Raw genomic sequence first — 17,939 nt, forward strand, 5'->3', positions numbered from 1 at the left:
AACCCATGCCTTACGGTGCAACCTGAAAGTCAGGATGCATCGCAAGGTCTGGTCAGCGCTGGCGCAAATTTGTACCATAGGTTAATCCTACTCACCTGATACTGATCGACACCGTGGCTACCAAAGATTACGTCAAACGCGGCCGAGCCGCCGCCAAGAAACCCCGTGGCAACCGCAAGCAAGCCCCAAGCAATGGGTTCCCGTTCAAGTGGGCTGCTATTGCCGTGTGTTTGGTTGGAGCGCTCGGCTATGGGCTCTATTTCCTGTCCTCGAACCCGGCCCCGCAATCACCGCCGCAACAGAGCACTCCGGCCACCAAGCCCGAACCCGTGAAGCCAGTAAAACCGGCACCGGTGACGCCACCGAAGGCAGCCAAACCCCTCCCGCCGAAACCGGAGGAGAAATGGCGCTACATCGAAGAACTGGAAAACAAAGAAGTACAGGTTGAGGCGAAAAAAGAGCAAGCCCCTACCCGGCCATACCTGATGCAGTGTGGTGCCTACCGTAGCCAGAACCAAGCCGAAGAGCGCAAGGCTATGATTGCCTTCCAGGGACTGACCAGCCAAATCAAGGTCAGCCAAGGCGAAAAAGGCAACTGGTACCGGGTGGTCCTTGGCCCTTATCCGCAAAAGCGTAAGGCCGAGAGCGATCGCAACCAGCTTCGCCGTGCCGGTATCGAACCGTGTGCGATCTGGTTCTGGGAATAACAGCGTCACCCAATCCCGCTAGTAGCTGGATTAAAATTTTAATCACGCATTAATACATCCGTGTAGCTTCAACCAGCCATCCCTGGCAGGTAGAGCTTAAAATTTTATCCAGCTACAAGCCGCCGCTAAATTCCACCACTGCATCCTTTTCTTTTCCCCCTTGAAACTTCTTCACCCCGTCCCCAGATCTGCATTATATCGAGACCGGCATATTGGCCGGAGCAGACCAAAAGAGGTAAGACCGTGACAACTATCGTATCTGTTCGTCGAAACGGTAAAGTCGTTATCGCTGGTGATGGCCAGGTTTCCCTTGGCAACACCGTTATGAAAGGTAACGCCCGCAAAGTGCGCCGTTTATACAACAACAAAGTTCTGGCTGGCTTTGCCGGCGGCACAGCGGACGCCTTCACCCTATTCGAACGTTTCGAGCGTAAGCTGGAAATGCACCAAGGCCACCTGCTAAAAGCGGCGGTGGAACTGGCTAAAGACTGGCGTACCGACCGTATGCTGCGCAAACTGGAAGCCCTACTGGCCGTTGCCGATGAAACGGGCTCACTGATCATCACAGGTAACGGTGATGTGGTTCAGCCTGAAAACGATCTGATCGCTATCGGCTCTGGTGGCAACTTTGCCCAGGCAGCAGCTACCGCCCTGCTTGAGAATACCGACCTCAGCGCTCGTGAAATCGCCGAGAAGTCACTGACCATTGCCGGTGACATCTGCGTCTTCACCAACCAGTTCCACACCATTGAAGAGCTTGAAGAATAATAAGGAATGGCTATGTCTGAAATGACCCCTCGCGAAATCGTCCACGAGCTTGACCGTCATATCATCGGTCAGGACAAAGCCAAGCGTGCGGTGGCCATTGCCCTGCGTAACCGCTGGCGCCGCATGCAGCTGCCTGAAGAGCTGCGGGTAGAAGTAACCCCGAAAAACATTCTGATGATCGGCCCGACCGGTGTCGGTAAAACCGAAATCGCCCGCCGCCTGGCAAAGCTGGCCAACGCGCCGTTCATCAAGGTCGAAGCGACCAAGTTCACCGAAGTGGGCTATGTCGGTAAAGAAGTGGAAACCATTATCCGCGATCTGACTGATGTCGCGGTGAAGATGACCCACCTGCAGGCAATGGATAAAGTCCGTTTCCGCGCCGAAGAGCTGGCGGAGGATCGTATCCTCGATATCCTGCTGCCACCAGCACGTGATGCCTGGGGCCAGAACGAAGAAGCCGACAACAACTCATCGGCACGTCAGTCATTCCGCAAAAAGCTGCGCGAAGGCAAGCTGGACGACAAGGAAATCGAAATTGATGTTGCCGCGCCGCAAATGGGCGTGGAGATCATGGCACCTCCTGGCATGGAAGAGATGACCAACCAGCTTCAGGGCATGTTCCAGAACCTGGCGGGCAACACCACCAAGAAGCGCAAGATGAAGATCAAGGACGCGATGAAAGCCGCGACCGAAGAAGAAGCTGCGAAACTGGTCAACCAAGAAGAGCTAAAAGAGCAGGCTATCTTCGCGGTTGAGAACAACGGTATCGTATTCCTAGACGAAATTGACAAGATCTGTAAGCGTGGCGATACGTCAGGCCCAGATGTATCTCGCGAAGGTGTCCAGCGCGACCTACTGCCACTGGTTGAGGGCAGCACTGTCTCGACTAAACACGGCATGGTTCGTACTGACCACATCCTATTTGTTGCATCTGGTGCTTTCCAAGTTGCCAAACCATCGGATCTGATCCCTGAGCTACAAGGCCGCCTGCCAATCCGTGTTGAGCTAGAAGCCCTGACCAGTCATGACTTCAAGCGTATCCTTACCGAGCCAAATGCGTCTCTAACCGAGCAGTACAAGGCCCTGATGGCAACCGAATCTGTCGATATCGAGTTCGACGAAAGCGGTATCAACAAGCTGGCTGACGCTGCTTGGCAGGTCAACGAGCGTACCGAAAACATTGGTGCCCGCCGTCTGCACACTGTGATGGAGCGCTTGATGGAAGAGCTCTCTTACGACGCTTCCGAAAAGTCTGGCGACAAGATTGTGATCGATGATGCCTACGTGACTTCCCGCCTGGGCGAGTTGGTCGAAGACGAAGATCTAAGCCGCTTTATCCTGTAATCCGGCCTCAAATCTTTTCGCAAACGGCACCCAAATGGGTGCCGTTTTTTTGTTCTCAAACAAACAAAGTGGCGATAAAGTTGCCCCCTGCTACAGTTACGCCATAATAGGCACCTACTCGTTTATCGGTTTAAGATCACATTATGAAATCATCTTCTCTCGCAATTTGGCTCGATGCAGCAAGACCGAAAACCCTGCCTCTAGCCATCGCCTCAATTGTTTGTGGCAGTGCAGTAGCAGGATGGCAAGGAAGTTTCTCCGCAGTTATTGCAGGCTTGGCCCTGCTGACCGCACTGTTATTGCAAATTCTCTCCAACCTCGCCAATGACTACGGTGATGCGGTGAAAGGAACGGACAACGATCAACGTCTGGGCCCCCAGCGTGCGATCCAGTCAGGCCTCGTCACCCCGACCGCGATGCGCAAGGCGATGATCCTCAATATCATCATGACCGCTATCAGTGGCCTGAGCCTGATTTTCATCGCCACCAACAACCTGCAGGATATGGTGGGTTTCATGCTGCTTGGCCTGATGGCGATTGCAGCATCCATTGCCTACACCGTGGGTAACAAGCCATATGGCTACCGTGGTTTGGGTGATCTGTCAGTCTTGATGTTCTTTGGCTGGTTGGGCGTAGCAGGGACCTACTACCTACAAGCCGGCCAGATTGATTCGATCATTATGCTGCCGGCGACCGCCTGTGGCCTGTTGGCGGTAGGCGTACTGAACATCAACAATCTGCGCGATATCGACAATGACCGAGAATGCGGCAAGCTGACCCTCGCGGTACGCATGGGGCCGGAATGGGGCCGCAAGTATCACCTGTTCCTATTGGTTGGCAGCGTACTTTGCCTGGCACTGTTTGCCATGCTAGAGCTGCACTCGCCGTTCGGTTGGTTGTTTATTCTCAGCGCACCATTGCTGTTCAAGCACGGTAAGCAGGTACTGCAATCGACAGACGGCGCAGCCCTACGCCCGATGATGGCAACCATGGTCAAATGCGCACTGCTGACCAACGTGTTGTTCGCTGCCGGTGTGGTGCTGGCAGCAGCCTAATTAACCCTAGCTCTTACAGGGATATATCCTTGTACGAAGGCTAAATAACTGGTTATACTTTCAACAAGTTAAGTTTGGCCGCCCTTGGTGGCGGCCAAGACAACCCTTTTCAATTGCCACAGAAGAAGCGCGCTTATGGAATACAATACGTCCGAGTTATGCGATATCTATCTCGACAAAGTTGACGTCGTCGAACCCATGTTCAGCTCCTATGGCGGTCGTAGCTCCTTCGGCGGCCAAATTACTACCGTTAAATGCTTCGAAGACAGCAGCCTGATCCGCACCGCACTGCAAGAAGGCGGGGCTGGCCGGGTATTACTGGTTGATGGCGGCGGTTCGCTGCGCCGGGCTCTGGTTGACGCCGAGCTAGCACAGCTGGCGGCTGACAACGAGTGGGAAGGGTTGATCATTTATGGCTGTGTCCGCCACGTCGATGATCTCGACGAGCTGGATATCGGCATCCAGGCAATGGCCTCAATTCCGGTCGGTGCCGATGAAAACGGTATCGGCGAGATGGATGTCGCGGTTAATTTTGGCGGAGTGACTTTCCTGCCAGAAGATCATATCTATGCCGACAACACCGGGGTGATCCTCTCACCAGAGCCGCTGGATATCGACTAGTCATTACCGCAATAGCAGCTATTTTGCAGACATAAAAAAACAGAGCCAATCGGCTCTGTTTTTGTTTCTGAGAACTGGCACCACATTGGCTGCCAGTGGGAACATGATTATTCCACGTGTTCCATTTTGCCCAGTAGCGCGCGAACACGCTCCTGCCACGCCTGGTGGTCATGACGCAGTTTGTTGTTCTCTTGCTCCAGCTCTTCACGACCTGAACGCAGTGCCTGTGCTTCACCAGCCAGGCTATCATTTTTTTCTTTTAGTTCTTCAATTTCCATCTGTAGCAGAGAAATTGTATCAACAGCCATTTGTACTTTGGCTTCCAGCTTTTCCAACATTTCTAATGACATATTGTCCACCTGTATTCAGCCTATCAGTTTGCCCTAACCGTTTAAGGCAACGTCCCACAGGCACGTTTACGATTAATTACCACCTATTCTAACGAGGCTACCGCCTTCTGACATCTACAAATACCATGCTTTGTCGTAAATGGGGAAATTTTGCACGAATTTAATCAAATCCTTGCTTTCCCTGCCATTGCAGGCGCTTATCAGGGCAATAAGGAAATGTGTGGCAAAAGAAATGTGCAAGCCGTGCAAAATTCATCCGGCCTCTTCGTCAAATGCGTAGAATTGCGATCAAACTCTATTTTAATGCACCAACAGCGTGCTAATTTTTATCTTGATCGTATCTCTCTTGGAATTTTCCAAGAATTTGCCCCTCTGGCACATCCGACCTTTTTAGGTCGGATTTTTTATTCTAGAAACAAACACATACCATCAAAGCACATTTTTGCCCCACCCCACCAATTACGCAACCAGTAGCAATGGGGAAATTTCCCGCAAAATGGCAACCGTTTGCGCGAACGCGCAAAAATTAAAATCATTTTATGCTCGAACGCACACTTTTCGCGCAGTCCAATTTTATTCTTTGTAGATTCGAGTACATTAGCCCCACATAAATACAAAAAAAGCTATACCCCTACGACATTGACAAAAGGACTGAACATGACTACCCAAAAACAACATACCCTGCTCGGCGAATGCCTGGCCGAGTTCATTGGTACTGGGCTTCTGATCTTCTTCGGCGTCGGCTGTGTCGCCGCCTTGGTACTGACCGGCGCCGAGTTCGGCCAGTGGGAGATCAGCATAATGTGGGGCCTTGGCGTTGCCATCGCCATCTACTGCACCGCTGGCGTGTCCGGCGCCCATATCAACCCTGCCGTTACCATTGCTCTTGCCCTTTTCCACGGCTTCGACAAACGCAAAGTACTGCCGTACATTGTTGCCCAGCTGCTGGGTGCATTCTGTACCGCGGCGCTGATCTACAGCCTATACAGCAACCTTTTTGTTGAGTTCGAAGCTGCCAACGGTATCGTTCGAGGTAGCGAAGCCAGCTTGGCGACTGCCGGTATTTTCTCTACCTACCCACATGCGGCACTGTCATTTGCCGGTGCTTTCGCGGTGGAGTTTGTGATCACTGCAGTGCTGATGTTTGCCATTCTGGCGATTGGCGACGAGAAAAACGGTGCGCCACGCGGCGCGATGGGACCTTTGCTGATCGGTATCTTGATTGCGGTTATCGGTGGTTCGCTAGGCCCACTAACCGGCTTTGCGATGAACCCGGCCCGTGACTTTGGCCCTAAGTTCTTCGCCTTCCTAGCTGGCTGGGGTGATATGGCACTGACTGGCGGTAAAGATATCCCGTACATGATTGTACCTATCCTTGCTCCAATCATGGGTGCCGCCTTCGGTGGTTGGCTATATCCGAAAGCCATCGGCGCCTACTTGCCAGGCAACCGCTGCACCCTACCTAACCAGTGCGAAGACACGGCAGAAGAAGCAGCAAACGCCTAGTAACAAATTCATAAAAAGAGAACATTATCGGCCTGCCCCCGCACAGGCCGATCCGAACACCACACTCTACTACCCTTATATAATGACAATGAGAGGAAACCGTTATGACTACTGAGCAAAAGTACATTGTTGCACTCGATCAGGGTACGACCAGCTCCCGTGCCGTGGTGCTTGATCACAACGCCAACATTGTGTGCTCGTCACAGCGTGAATTCACCCAAATTTATCCAAAGGCTGGATGGGTCGAGCATGATCCTCTAGAAATCTATGCAACCCAGAGCTCAACACTGGTTGAAGCACTGGCCAAAGCAGGGATCCGCTCGGACCAAGTCGCTGGTATCGGTATTACCAACCAGCGTGAAACCACCATTGTCTGGAACAAGAACACCGGTAAACCCGTTTACAACGCCATTGTATGGCAGTGCCGTCGTACCGCCGATACTTGTGAACAGCTGAAAAAAGCCGGCCTTGAAGAGTATATCCGCGACAACACCGGTCTGGTTGTCGACCCTTATTTCTCAGGCACTAAAATCAAGTGGATCCTCGACAATGTCGAAGGTGCTCGTGAAGAGGCCGAAGCCGGTAACCTATTGTTCGGTACCGTTGATACCTGGTTGATCTGGAAGATGACCCAGGGACGTGTCCACGTTACCGACTACACCAATGCCTCGCGCACCATGGTATTCAATATCAATACCCTGGAGTGGGACGAGAAGCTCCTCAAAGCGCTAGATATCCCGCTTTCTATGATGCCGGAAGTGAAATCGTCGTCTGAAGTCTACGGCGAAACCAACATCGGTGGTAAAGGCGGTACCCGTATCCCAATCGCAGGTATTGCCGGTGACCAGCAGGCTGCCCTATTCGGCCAGATGTGTGTGGAACCAGGCCAGGCCAAGAACACTTACGGGACCGGCTGTTTCTTGCTGATGAACACCGGTAAGGAAAAAGTGACCTCGCACAACGGCCTGCTGACCACCTTGGCTTGCGGCCCGACCGGTGAAGTCGCCTATGCCCTGGAAGGTGCGGTATTTATGGGTGGCGCCTCTATCCAGTGGCTGCGCGACGAAGTGAAATTGCTTGATGATGCCAAAGACTCCGAGTACTTCGCCGAAAAAGTCGGCAGTGCCAATGGTGTCTATGTCGTTCCTGCATTTACCGGCCTTGGCGCGCCATACTGGGACCCGTATGCCCGTGGTGCTATCGTCGGCCTGACTCGCGGCGTCAACAGTAACCACATCATCCGTGCAACACTGGAAAGTGTCGCCTACCAAACCCGTGACGTACTGGATGCGATGCAGGCTGACTCCGGCATCAAGCTGGGTACCCTGCGTGTCGATGGTGGTGCCGTTGCCAACAACTTCCTGATGCAGTTCCAGTCAGACATCCTAGATACCGAAGTCCATCGTCCGGTGGTGACCGAAGTGACCGCACTGGGTTCTGCCTACCTTGCCGGTCTGGCGGTTGGCTTCTGGGGCAGCATTGATGAGCTGAAAGACAAAGCAGTATTGGATCGCAAGTTCATCGCCTGCAACGACGATGGTAAGCGTAATCGCCGTTACAACGGCTGGAAGCGCGCAGTCGAGTGTGCCAAGGGTTGGGCGGTCGAAGACGACATCTAACTCACGCGCCTAAAGCACGCTTCAAGCGTTACCCAAGTTCCCCCTACCAAAGCCTGCGCAAGCAGGCTTTTTTCGTCGACTGACGGCGAACCGTCAAGAAATAAACATTTTTGCGCTAACGCAAACGTTTCCTTGCAACCTGTGTTAGAATCGCCGCCAGATTTATTCGGGCCTGTAGCCTACAGGCCCTAGCCCACTGATTTCTATTTCTGGAGTAATCATGAAACGCGATTTGGCGATGGCATTTTCTCGTGTCACTGAAGGCGCTGCACTGGCTGGCTACAAATGGCTAGGCCGTGGCGACAAGAATGCAGCAGACGGTGCTGCGGTTGAGGTTATGCGCTCTCTGCTTAACCAAACCGAGATTGAAGGTGAAATCGTAATCGGTGAAGGCGAAATTGATGAAGCGCCTATGCTTTACATCGGTGAGAAAGTCGGTACCGGCGGCGACGCGGTAGATATCGCGGTAGACCCAATTGAAGGTACCCGCATGACGGCAATGGGCCAGAACAACGCCCTGGCAGTATTGGCTGCTGGCGAGAAGGGCTCGTTCCTCAAAGCACCTGACATGTACATGGAAAAGCTGGTTGTTGGCCCGGGTGCCAAAGGCGCGATTGACCTGAGCAAGCCGCTGGCTGAAAACCTGGAAGCAACAGCAGCAGCCTTGGGCAAGACTCTGGACAGCCTGGTTGTGATCACCCTGGCAAAACCTCGCCATGACGCTGTTATTGCCGAGATGCAGGCGATGGGTATCCGTGTCTACGCCGTGCCAGATGGCGACGTAGCAGCGTCTATCCTGACCTGTATGCCTGACAGCGAAGTTGATATCATGTACTGCATCGGTGGCGCTCCGGAAGGTGTTGTTTCTGCGGCTGCAATTCGCGCGCTGGGCGGTGACATGCACGGCCGCCTGCTGCCTCGCCACGAAGTCAAAGGCGACACGCCGGAAAACCGCGACCATGGCCAGATGGAAATCGACCGCTGCCGCGAGATGGGCATCGAGCCAAACAAAGTACTGCGCATGGAAGACATGGCGCAGAGCGACAACGTGATCTTCGCCGGCACGGGTATCACCAAGGGTGATCTGCTAGATGGCATCAGCCGCCAGGGCAATATCGCGACCACAGAAACCCTGTTGATCCGCGGTAAGTGCCGTACTATCCGCCGCATCAAGTCGACCCACTATCTGGATCGCAAAGACGACGCTATCAAGGGCCATATCCTTTGAGGCTTCGGAAAAACTCTCTAGCGCGCCACTTGGCGCGCTTTTTTATTTCTATTTTTAACCTCCAGCGCATTTTTCTCCTGTCGCCTTTCTTCCCCAGCTCCACTTGCAGAGCTTAAGCACATTTTGACTTTGTAAAGTTGTTGCTTTATTTAGCAAGCTGGCTACATAATTAACTAAGCCAACTTGTGACCATAGGTAACTATGAAAACCATCGACAAAATACTCTACCGGATGAAGCGCGAGGGCCCGGTCACCGCCAAGATACTGGCCGAGGAATTCCAGCTCACCACCATGGGGGTACGCCAACACCTGCAGGGACTGGAAGAAGATGGCCTGGTCGACTTCGAAGATATCAAGGCCAAAGTCGGCCGACCTACACGCCATTGGCACCTGACCCAGAAAGGCCACCGTCGCTTCGCCGACCGCCATGGCGATCTTATTATTCAAATGCTTGATTCTGTCGAGGAGCTGTTTGGCCAGGAGGGGCTGGGCAAGGTTGTCGATCGACGGGAGGATCAAACCTTTGAACAATACCAAGCCCAGCTGGCCGGGGTAGAAAATATCGCAGAAAAACTGCAGATCCTGACTACACTCAGGGAGCGGGAAGGTTATATGGCCGAACTTCACCAGGATGGCGAAGATTTCGTGCTGATCGAAAACCACTGCCCTATTTGCCACGCGGCCCAACGCTGCCCATCCCTCTGCCAGTCCGAGCTGGCGGTTTTCCAACGTTTACTGGGCAACGAATACCAAGTTAATAGGCAAGAGCACATCATTGCCGGAGAGAGGCGCTGCGCGTATCGAATAATAAAATCATAACGAGGAGACTATTATGGCTGACTGGATCCCTGCGAAAGTTATCAATAACCGACATTGGAACAATGACTTGTTCAGCCTGGTGCTGCAAGCCAATATTGAGCCGTTCAAAGCTGGCCAGTTCACCAAGCTAGGGCTGGAGATTGACGGCAAGATGATCCAGCGCGCCTACTCTTTCGTTAACCCTCCCTCGAGCGACCAAATCGAAGTCTATGCCACAAGGGTGGCCGATGGCCTGCTGTCACCCCGGCTGCACGCCCTCGAACCGGGCCAGGAAGTGTATATCTCTGCCCGTGCCAACGGTTACTTTACCCTTGAGGAGGTCCCCGATGCCGAACAGCTCTGGCTGCTGGCAACAGGCACCGCTATCGGGCCCTATCTCTCAATTTTACGCGAGACCGATGCCTGGAAGCGCTTTCGCAAGATAGTGCTGGTCCATGCGGTGCGCTATTCGGCCGACTTAAGCTATCAGGGCGAGATCAACGCGCTCAAAGAGCAATATCCTGAGCAGCTGATTGTCCAGCCCTTTGTCAGCCGTGAACCAGCGCCGCCTGCACTGCCGGGCCGGATCCCGCATGCCATCGAAGACGGCATGCTGGAGCGCCATGTCGGCTTAAGCCTGACGCCTGAGCAAAGCCAAATTATGCTGTGCGGTAACCCGGAGATGGTGAGGGAGACCAAAGCGGTTTTAGAAGGGAAAGGCTTCACCAAAAACCTACGCCGCAAACCGGGAAACATCACCATGGAGCATTACTGGTAATCAGGTTCTCGGACCACTTTTTGCAGGCCCACTCCCGGGCTTGCACCTGTTCTACTTTTATCACAAGCAATCCCCTAGGACTTAACTTCTTTTTGTCTCACTCCTGAGTCAGCTTTCCGAGCTTATTGACAACTAACTTTATTGCATGGCGTTTGTACCAAATGCCGTCAGTCCGAGAGAGGTTGGAACAAGGGGAAGCACGATGCAAACACTGCCACCGTTCGATGAGTTGAAAGCCATGGCCGAGAACGAGCCGGAGAAGCTCGACGCCTTGCGGCTGGCAATGAGCGAGGAAATCATCATTAATGCCAGCGCCGACATGCAGCCGCGGTTGCGGGCGCAGATGAGCCACATCAATCAGGTCATCGCCAAAGGCAAGAATCCGAATCATACCAACATCATGCTGATGGCCGAACTGCAGCAGCAGCTCAAGCGCTTTGCCCAGGCCCTCAACGCGCCGGAGACCCTGACCGAGCACCAGGCCGAGATAAAACCCTTTGCCCGGCCGGACTCACATGACAAGTCAGCCTAGCAGCTGACCTTGAGGAAACAGTCGCTGTCCATATCTCGGATATCAATGGTCAGGCTGTTGATGGTGCTGGCATGCTGTTCCAGTACCGTCATCAAGGCACGGGAAAGTTCACGCTTGGTCTCGGCACTACGGCCCGACAGCATACTCAGCTCAATGTGGATAAAGGTCTCGAGATCGCGGTTTTCACCCACCTGCCAGTTATGGCAGCGGTAGCTGCGTGATTTCACCGAATCCGGCTCGAAAATCCCACACTCGAGCAACACCGTATGTAAATCATCCAACAGACCCGGGATATTGACCCGCTCAACAACGGGTTCGGCGTATTCCATCACTAAGTTAGGCATCCGCTCCTCCTTGCGCCTTACACTTCACTTATTTTTGTTGGGAAAAGTCATGCTTGGCATGGCTTTATCCTGAAATGGGCATCAACATTAGCGGATCTTGTCCCACAGCGCCAAAGATACAGGCTATATTTCAATCACGGATCACTGTCTTTTTTCTACTCTGCCTGATGCGAATAGCATCAAGATGAAAAAAATTCCCGCGCAGCGGTTCACTTTTGCCGGGGAAAAGGGTACAACCGAGCACAGATATGATTTCGGACAGGAAATTGATTTCCTAAGCTGTGGTAATGTTGGCGCTGCTGAAGTGTTAACAGATAAGACCGCAAGCCAAACAGTCCGGTGATACTTTATAGCCTAGTGTTCAGCACCGCCTAACGGGTTACGCCCAAGAGCTGTATACTAAGCTATTGAGTATTTTTTAAGTCAATTTGATATGGAGAAAAGCTATGCGCCATCCTGTGGTTATGGGTAACTGGAAGCTTAACGGTAGCAAAGAAATGGTATCTAACCTTCTTAAAGGCCTTGATGCTGAACTTAAAGGCGTTGAAGGTGTAGACGTTGCCGTTGCGCCACCAGCTATGTACCTTGACCTGGCTGAGCAACTGATCGGCAAAGGTGAGAGCAAAATCATCCTAGGTGCACAGAACGTTGACGTTAACGCGAGCGGTGCATTCACTGGTGACATCTCTCCAGAAATGCTGAAAGACTTTGGTGCAAGCCACATCATCATCGGTCACTCTGAGCGTCGTGAATACCACAACGAGTCAGACGAGTTCGTGGCTAAGAAGTTCGCGTTCCTAAAAGAGCACGGCCTAACACCTGTACTATGTATCGGTGAGTCTGAAGCACAGAACGAAGCTGGCGAAACAGTAGCTGTTTGTGCGCGTCAAATCGACGCTGTGATCAACACTCAGGGCGTTGAAGCGCTTGAAGGTGCGATCATCGCTTACGAACCAATCTGGGCTATCGGTACAGGTAAAGCAGCAACTGCTGATGACGCACAGCGCATCCACGCGGCTATCCGTGCTCACATCGCTGAGAAGAGCGAAGAAATGGCTAAGAAAGTTGTGATCCAGTACGGCGGCTCTGTTAAGCCAGAAAACGCGGCAGCTTACTTCGCACAGCCAGACATCGACGGCGCGCTAGTAGGCGGTGCTGCCCTTAACGCTGAAAGCTTCGCGGCTATCGCAAAAGCAGCTGCTGAAGCGAAGAAGTAATTCACTTCTTTGACTGACACAGTTTGATGAAAAAGCTACCTCCGGGTAGCTTTTTTATTGCTGCTTGTTCAATATCGGCACAAAAAAACCGGCCGCGGCCGGTTTTTTTACTTTAAGGGAATCCCCTTAGAACAGCTTGTCAGCCAAGTCGTAAAGATCTTTACGAACTGGGCGCTTCATGTTCTCGATTGCGTCGATGATATCGTGGTGAACCATCTTCTCGTTCTGGATGCCCACACAACGACCGCCCTGGCCTTCCATCAGAAGGTCAACCGCGTATGCACCCATGCGAGATGCCAAGATACGGTCGAAGGCTGTTGGCTGGCCGCCACGCTGGATATGACCAAGAACCGTTGCACGGGTTTCACGGCCTGTTTCGTCTTCGATGTACTTCGCCAGTTCGTTGGCATCGGTCATCAATTCAGTCAGTGCAATGATAGCGTGCTTCTTGCCTTTGTAGATCCCTTCTTTGATCTTCGCCAGCAGCTCTTCTTTGTTCAAGCCAGTTTCCGGTGTGATGATGTACTCACAACCGCCAGCAATCGCAGACATCAGCGTCAAGTCGCCACAGTGGCGGCCCATCACCTCAACGATAGAAATACGCTGGTGCGAAGATGACGTGTCACGCAGACGGTCAATCGCGTCGATAACGGTGTTCAGTGCCGTTAGGTAACCGATAGTGTAGTCAGTACCTGCAACGTCGTTATCGATAGTACCCGGCAGACCGATACATGGGTAGCCCATTTCAGTCAGCTTCTTCGCACCCATGTACGAGCCGTCACCACCGATCACAACCAGCGCGTCGATGCCGTGGATCTTCAGGTTTTCGATAGCCTGCTGGCGCACTTTCTCTTCTTTGAACTCAGGAAAACGCGCAGAGCCTAGGAATGTACCACCTTTGTTGATGACGTCTGATACGCTTGAGCGAGTCAGTTTTTCAATACGGTTCTGGTGCAGGCCCTGATAGCCGTCGTAGACACCGTATACTTCTAGGCCTTCAGACAATGCTGCGCGAACAACACCGCGAACTGCCGCGTTCATACCAGGTGCGTCACCACCACTGGTCAATACACCAATCTTCTTAATCATGGTTACCCTCTGACTTTGGGAAATGAAAATTCAAATCCGACATGAGCGGCCGGGGTTCCCCTCCCGACACACGGGCCATCACGGCCCTAACTCACGAAACTGTAACTTTCCTACTAATGTAGGAGTATTACAATTTTGATAAAAAATTTTGTTGATTCATATCACGATAGCCTGCAACTTCACCATGACGCGGGAATGATCGCCGCCTCATAGGGCTACCGGGATCGGCAAAACAGTTAGCCTATAGGCTGGTGCCGCAAGCAATGTTGCGCTTAGCCGAATACCATACCTATTCAGTATAACGGCTGGCACCGGAGCCTCCAGTTGTGCCAAATGAGGAGGAAGACCGCGGGTGATTGTGAACTCATCCATGATAATCACACCTGACATAATGCACAGGGCTGGGCAATACCCCGCAGTATAGCTGTTTTATGACGAAAATTAATAACAAAATCATTCAAATCGATGTTTTACAAACCCGCTGCGCCCAACAACAGGCAACAAAAAAGCCGCCATTTGCTTGGGCGGCTTTCGTAAATCGGTTGTCAGCAATTAGTTAGACTGCTTGCGCTCCATGCGCTGCTCCATTTTGGCCTGGCACTTCTGTGCACGCTCAGCTTGCAACTCCTGCAGTTTAGTCTTCTGCTCGGCAGTCAGCACCTGCATCATTTCATGGCGCTGCTTGAGCATAGAAACGCGGCGTTCGACCTGCTGCTGGGACATCTCTTCGGCCAGGGCGCGAACCTCTGCTTCATTGAAGTCTTCGCTCAACACAAGTTGCTGCATTTTCTGGTGCTGGGCCTGCATTTCAGCATGGCGCTCGCCCATTTTTCCGCGCATGTTTTCTTTGTTGGCTTGGCGTAGCTCTTTCAACTCGGCTTGCTGCGCATCAGTCAGATCAAGTTGGCGGAACATACGGCTGTCATCCATACCGCAGCCACCTTTACCGCCGTGGCCGTTATGGTGCTTGCCGCCACCGTAAGCAAGTGCTGAAGCAGAGCCCAGGGCCAGAGGAAGGGCAATTGCTAGCGCCATTGTTTTCTTGAAAGTCATCATTATGTTCTTCTCCAATAAAGGCTGCTATTGCAGCGCCGTAATCTCAAGTACGGATATAGCTTACCCCCTGCAAGGTAAAGGGCTGTCTGGCAAACGTAAAACTGCGTAAAGCTAAACCAGTTTTACTTGGCGACCCTGCAACGATTAGGGATACTTACCTTATCGCTGTTGCTTATTAAAGGTAGACACTATGGCCAAAATCCTTCTTGTTGATGATGATACCGAACTGACTTCCCTGCTTTCCGATATTCTCGATATGGAAGGTTTCGAGGTAGTAGAAGCCAACAATGGCGAGCAAGGGTTGGCCAAGGTCGACGACAGTATCGACCTGATCTTACTGGATGTGATGATGCCGGTGATGAATGGCACCGAGATGCTGCGCCGCCTGCGTGAAAAGCATGAAACCCCGGTATTGATGCTGACCGCCAAGGGCGAAGAAATTGACCGCGTGCTCGGGCTTGAGCTGGGTGCCGATGACTATATGCCCAAGCCCTTCAGCGACCGTGAGCTGCTGGCCCGCATCCGCGCGATCCTGCGCCGAACCCAAAGCAAGAGCAACACCACCAAAGCTGGCCCCGAATGCCTGACTTATCAGGACATCGAAATCTACCCGGGTCGACAGGAAGTCATTTGCCACGGCAATCCCATTGAAATGACGGGTACTGAATTGGCCCTGCTGAGCTATTTCGTCCAGCATCCGGGCAAAATCATCGCCAAGAACGAGCTCAGCCTGGAAGTACTGGGCAAAAGACTGGCACCGTTCGACCGTGCCATCGATATGCACGTTTCTAACCTGCGCAAGAAACTGCCCGAGCGTGATGACGGCAAGCCTTGGATCAAGACCCTGCGTGGCAAGGGCTACCTACTGGTCGAGGACGTTTAATGAAGCTGCCGCGCTTTTCCAGCCTGTATGGCCGTATTTTTGCGGTGTTCTGGCTCACTCTGCTGCTGGTGGTGTTGATACTGCTGTTGCTGCCCAACCTAGACCCGCGGACCCAGCACACGATCCCCCAACCGCAGCAAGAGCGGTTCCAGGAATCAGCAGCCAGCATATCCAGCCAGATCTCCCACGACGGCGGCTCGCTGGAAAGGAAGCTCAGCCGCTTCACTGACGACAAGCGCCACAAGGGATTCCAGCTCTATTTTACCACCACCGATGGCGATGTGATCTCACCCCGGCGCAACAGCAAGGCACTGCGTAACTTCATCACCATGGCTGACAGCCCGAGTCATCCCAAACAGAAGCTCTACGGCCGCTGGATGATGGCCGGGCCGTTCGAGGTCAGGCACAAGGACGATACCCTGCTGATGTACATCGGTCGGATTGTCAGGGAGCCACCGCCGTTTTTCATCCAGATCCTAGACAAGCCCTTCCAGCTCCTGCTGCTGACCATGCTGGTCAGCACCCCGTTGCTGCTGTGGCTGGCTTGGGCGATTTCGCTGCCCGCCCGCCGCCTGCAGAATGCTGCCGAGCGAGTTGCCAAGGGGGAATTCGAGGCCGATCCCAAGCTCGAATCCGGCTCCAAGGAGTTCAAGCAGGCAGGCGCCAGCTTCAACCAGATGGTGCAGGCTATCAACCATATGATAGGCGGCCAGCAACGCCTGCTGTCCGATATCAGCCACGAGCTGCGCTCGCCGCTGACCCGCCTGCGCATGGCCACCGCGCTGGCCAAACGCAAACAGGGCGAGAGCAACGAGCTGACCCGGATCGACACCGAGGCCGAACGCTTGGAAACCATGATCGGCGAGCTGCTGGAACTGTCGCGGATGCAGGTCAATAGCCATGAGCAACGGGAGCAAACGGATGCGGCCTCGTTATGGTATGACATGCTCGAAGACGCCCGCTTCGAAGCTGAGCAGTGTGGCAAGGCACTCAGCTATACCACGCTGGAAGAGTGGCCGCTGCACGGCAATCCCAACCTGCTGATCAGCGCGCTGGAAAATGTGGTGCGCAATGCCATCAAGTACGGGGATGACAAGATCACTATCCGCTTTACTACCCAGGCAATGCGCCTGTGTATCACGGTTGAAGACAACGGCGAAGGCGTCCCTGACAATGAGCTGGGGGATATCTTCCGCCCGTTCTACCGCGTCTCGACCGCGCGGGACCGCAGCAGCGGCGGCACCGGCCTCGGCCTTGCCATCACCGAAAGCGCTATCCGCCAGCACAGCGGCACTATCAAGGCTTCGCGCAGCAAACTGGGCGGCCTAAAAGTATCCATCACCCTGCCGCTTTCCAAATAATACCAATACCCGGCCCTTCGCCAATCGTGACAGGGCCGTATTTCCTTCCGAACTGACCACTGTGCTCTTGCGCTTGCTTTCCGCTACAATAGCGCGATTGTCACCACGGATTGTCTACTATGTTTGATATCGCCCTTTACGAACCGGAGATCGCCCCGAACACCGGCAACATCATCCGCCTCTGCGCTAACTGTGGGGCCAACCTCCACCTGATTGAGCCACTGGGTTTCGATCTGGAAGAGAAGAAACTGCGCCGTGCCGGTCTCGATTACCATGACCTGGCCCACGTCCACCGCCACGCCAATTTCGAGGCTTTCCTTGCCTACATCGGCGAGCGCCGGATCTTTGCCTGCACCACCAAAACCACCAACTTCCACACCAATGCCAAGTTCGAAGACGGCGATGTGTTGCTGTTCGGCCCGGAGACCCGCGGGTTGCCTGCCGACTTGATCGAGAGCCTACCGCTCGAGCAGCGCCTGCGCATCCCGATGCACCCGGACAGCCGCAGCCTGAACCTGTCCAACGCCGCGGCAATCATCGGCTACGAGGCCTGGCGCCAGCTTGGTTTCAAAGGGGCGGTATAGATGTGGCTTGAGGCTAGTGGCTAGTGGCTAGTGGCTAGTGGCTAGTGGCTAGTGGCTAGTGGCTAGTGGCTAGTGGCTAGTGGCTAGTGGCTAGTCAGG

At 53.4% G+C, this 17,939-nt stretch carries 20 protein-coding genes; 16 read left to right on the top strand and 4 right to left on the bottom strand.

The window, feature by feature from the left end; all coding sequences use genetic code 11:
* Positions 1 to 113 precede the first annotated feature (113 nt).
* From R2X38_RS19840 to rraA, 5 genes are all read left to right on the top strand, one after another.
* Positions 114 to 707, top strand: a complete 594-nt coding sequence (locus tag R2X38_RS19840) for an SPOR domain-containing protein (protein ID WP_317524076.1) — start codon at positions 114 to 116, stop codon at positions 705 to 707.
* A 243-nt stretch (positions 708 to 950) separates the two neighbouring features.
* Positions 951 to 1,475 (top strand): ATP-dependent protease subunit HslV, encoded by a 525-nt coding sequence (hslV, locus tag R2X38_RS19845; RefSeq protein WP_107299002.1) that lies wholly within the window; start codon positions 951 to 953, stop codon positions 1,473 to 1,475.
* Between the two features lie 12 nt (positions 1,476 to 1,487).
* Entirely contained in the window at positions 1,488 to 2,819 is a 1,332-nt protein-coding gene (hslU, locus tag R2X38_RS19850) for an HslU--HslV peptidase ATPase subunit (protein ID WP_317524077.1), read from the top strand.
* A 143-nt stretch (positions 2,820 to 2,962) separates the two neighbouring features.
* Positions 2,963 to 3,874 (top strand): 1,4-dihydroxy-2-naphthoate polyprenyltransferase, encoded by a 912-nt coding sequence (locus tag R2X38_RS19855; protein ID WP_317524078.1) that lies wholly within the window; start codon positions 2,963 to 2,965, stop codon positions 3,872 to 3,874.
* 135 nt (positions 3,875 to 4,009) lie between these two features.
* Positions 4,010 to 4,495 carry a ribonuclease E activity regulator RraA gene (gene rraA / locus R2X38_RS19860; protein WP_317524079.1) on the top strand — a complete coding sequence of 162 codons (486 nt, stop codon included), beginning with the start codon at positions 4,010 to 4,012 and terminating at the stop codon, positions 4,493 to 4,495.
* Positions 4,496 to 4,602: 107 nt separating this feature from the next.
* On the opposite strand, the gene zapB is transcribed toward rraA, so the two are convergent.
* Complete coding sequence (gene zapB, locus R2X38_RS19865; RefSeq protein WP_039458641.1) at positions 4,603 to 4,845, bottom strand: cell division protein ZapB; 243 nt, start codon at positions 4,843 to 4,845, stop codon at positions 4,603 to 4,605.
* A gap of 150 nt (positions 4,846 to 4,995) precedes the next feature.
* On the opposite strand from zapB, the gene R2X38_RS19870 reads away from it, so the two are divergent.
* The 7 genes from R2X38_RS19870 to R2X38_RS19900 all read left to right on the top strand — a co-directional run bounded on the left by R2X38_RS19870 (position 4,996) and on the right by R2X38_RS19900 (position 11,306).
* Positions 4,996 to 5,319 (top strand): hypothetical protein, encoded by a 324-nt coding sequence (locus R2X38_RS19870; protein ID WP_317524080.1) that lies wholly within the window; start codon positions 4,996 to 4,998, stop codon positions 5,317 to 5,319.
* A gap of 183 nt (positions 5,320 to 5,502) precedes the next feature.
* Positions 5,503 to 6,351 carry an MIP/aquaporin family protein gene (locus tag R2X38_RS19875; RefSeq protein WP_317524081.1) on the top strand — a complete coding sequence of 283 codons (849 nt, stop codon included), beginning with the start codon at positions 5,503 to 5,505 and terminating at the stop codon, positions 6,349 to 6,351.
* 104 nt (positions 6,352 to 6,455) lie between these two features.
* Positions 6,456 to 7,970, top strand: coding sequence for a glycerol kinase GlpK (gene glpK, locus R2X38_RS19880; protein WP_317524082.1), 1,515 nt, complete (start codon positions 6,456 to 6,458; stop codon positions 7,968 to 7,970).
* A 220-nt stretch (positions 7,971 to 8,190) separates the two neighbouring features.
* Entirely contained in the window at positions 8,191 to 9,198 is a 1,008-nt protein-coding gene (gene glpX, locus R2X38_RS19885; protein WP_317524083.1) for a class II fructose-bisphosphatase, read from the top strand.
* Between the two features lie 201 nt (positions 9,199 to 9,399).
* Positions 9,400 to 10,017: a helix-turn-helix transcriptional regulator gene (locus R2X38_RS19890; protein WP_107298995.1), complete on the top strand. Its 618-nt coding sequence runs from the start codon at positions 9,400 to 9,402 to the stop codon at positions 10,015 to 10,017.
* A gap of 13 nt (positions 10,018 to 10,030) precedes the next feature.
* Positions 10,031 to 10,774, top strand: coding sequence for a ferredoxin--NADP reductase (locus R2X38_RS19895; protein ID WP_317524084.1), 744 nt, complete (start codon positions 10,031 to 10,033; stop codon positions 10,772 to 10,774).
* Positions 10,775 to 10,976: 202 nt separating this feature from the next.
* Positions 10,977 to 11,306, top strand: coding sequence for a DUF3135 domain-containing protein (locus R2X38_RS19900; RefSeq protein WP_317524085.1), 330 nt, complete (start codon positions 10,977 to 10,979; stop codon positions 11,304 to 11,306).
* On the opposite strand, the gene R2X38_RS19905 is transcribed toward R2X38_RS19900, so the two are convergent.
* Entirely contained in the window at positions 11,303 to 11,650 is a 348-nt protein-coding gene (locus tag R2X38_RS19905; RefSeq protein ID WP_317524087.1) for a 5-carboxymethyl-2-hydroxymuconate Delta-isomerase, read from the bottom strand. The two genes, R2X38_RS19900 and R2X38_RS19905, sit on opposite strands and share 4 nt — an antisense overlap.
* 446 nt (positions 11,651 to 12,096) lie before the next feature.
* Here R2X38_RS19905 and tpiA point away from each other — a divergent pair, with 446 nt between their 5' ends.
* A complete protein-coding gene (gene tpiA, locus R2X38_RS19910) occupies positions 12,097 to 12,867 on the top strand; it encodes a triose-phosphate isomerase (RefSeq protein ID WP_317524088.1) in 771 nt (256 codons plus the stop codon).
* A gap of 126 nt (positions 12,868 to 12,993) precedes the next feature.
* Here the strand turns inward: tpiA and pfkA are convergent, their stop codons facing one another.
* Both pfkA and R2X38_RS19920 read right to left on the bottom strand, forming a co-directional pair.
* Entirely contained in the window at positions 12,994 to 13,956 is a 963-nt protein-coding gene (pfkA, locus tag R2X38_RS19915; RefSeq protein ID WP_317524089.1) for a 6-phosphofructokinase, read from the bottom strand.
* 552 nt (positions 13,957 to 14,508) lie between these two features.
* A complete protein-coding gene (locus R2X38_RS19920) occupies positions 14,509 to 15,012 on the bottom strand; it encodes a CpxP family protein (RefSeq protein ID WP_317524090.1) in 504 nt (167 codons plus the stop codon).
* A gap of 190 nt (positions 15,013 to 15,202) precedes the next feature.
* Here R2X38_RS19920 and R2X38_RS19925 point away from each other — a divergent pair, with 190 nt between their 5' ends.
* From R2X38_RS19925 to trmL, 3 genes are all read left to right on the top strand, one after another.
* Positions 15,203 to 15,895 carry a response regulator gene (locus tag R2X38_RS19925; protein ID WP_317524091.1) on the top strand — a complete coding sequence of 231 codons (693 nt, stop codon included), beginning with the start codon at positions 15,203 to 15,205 and terminating at the stop codon, positions 15,893 to 15,895.
* The gene (gene cpxA, locus R2X38_RS19930; RefSeq protein ID WP_317524092.1) at positions 15,895 to 17,256 is read left to right on the top strand and encodes an envelope stress sensor histidine kinase CpxA; all 1,362 of its coding nucleotides are present in this window, start codon (positions 15,895 to 15,897) and stop codon (positions 17,254 to 17,256) included. Before R2X38_RS19925 ends, cpxA begins: the two co-directional genes overlap by 1 nt.
* Positions 17,257 to 17,375: 119 nt before the next feature.
* Complete coding sequence (gene trmL, locus R2X38_RS19935) at positions 17,376 to 17,840, top strand: tRNA (uridine(34)/cytosine(34)/5-carboxymethylaminomethyluridine(34)-2'-O)-methyltransferase TrmL (protein WP_317524093.1); 465 nt, start codon at positions 17,376 to 17,378, stop codon at positions 17,838 to 17,840.
* Positions 17,841 to 17,939: the final 99 nt, after the last annotated feature.

Origin of the sequence: Photobacterium rosenbergii (assembly GCF_033022775.1) — a bacterium.
Lineage (GTDB): Bacteria > Pseudomonadota > Gammaproteobacteria > Enterobacterales > Vibrionaceae > Photobacterium > Photobacterium rosenbergii_A.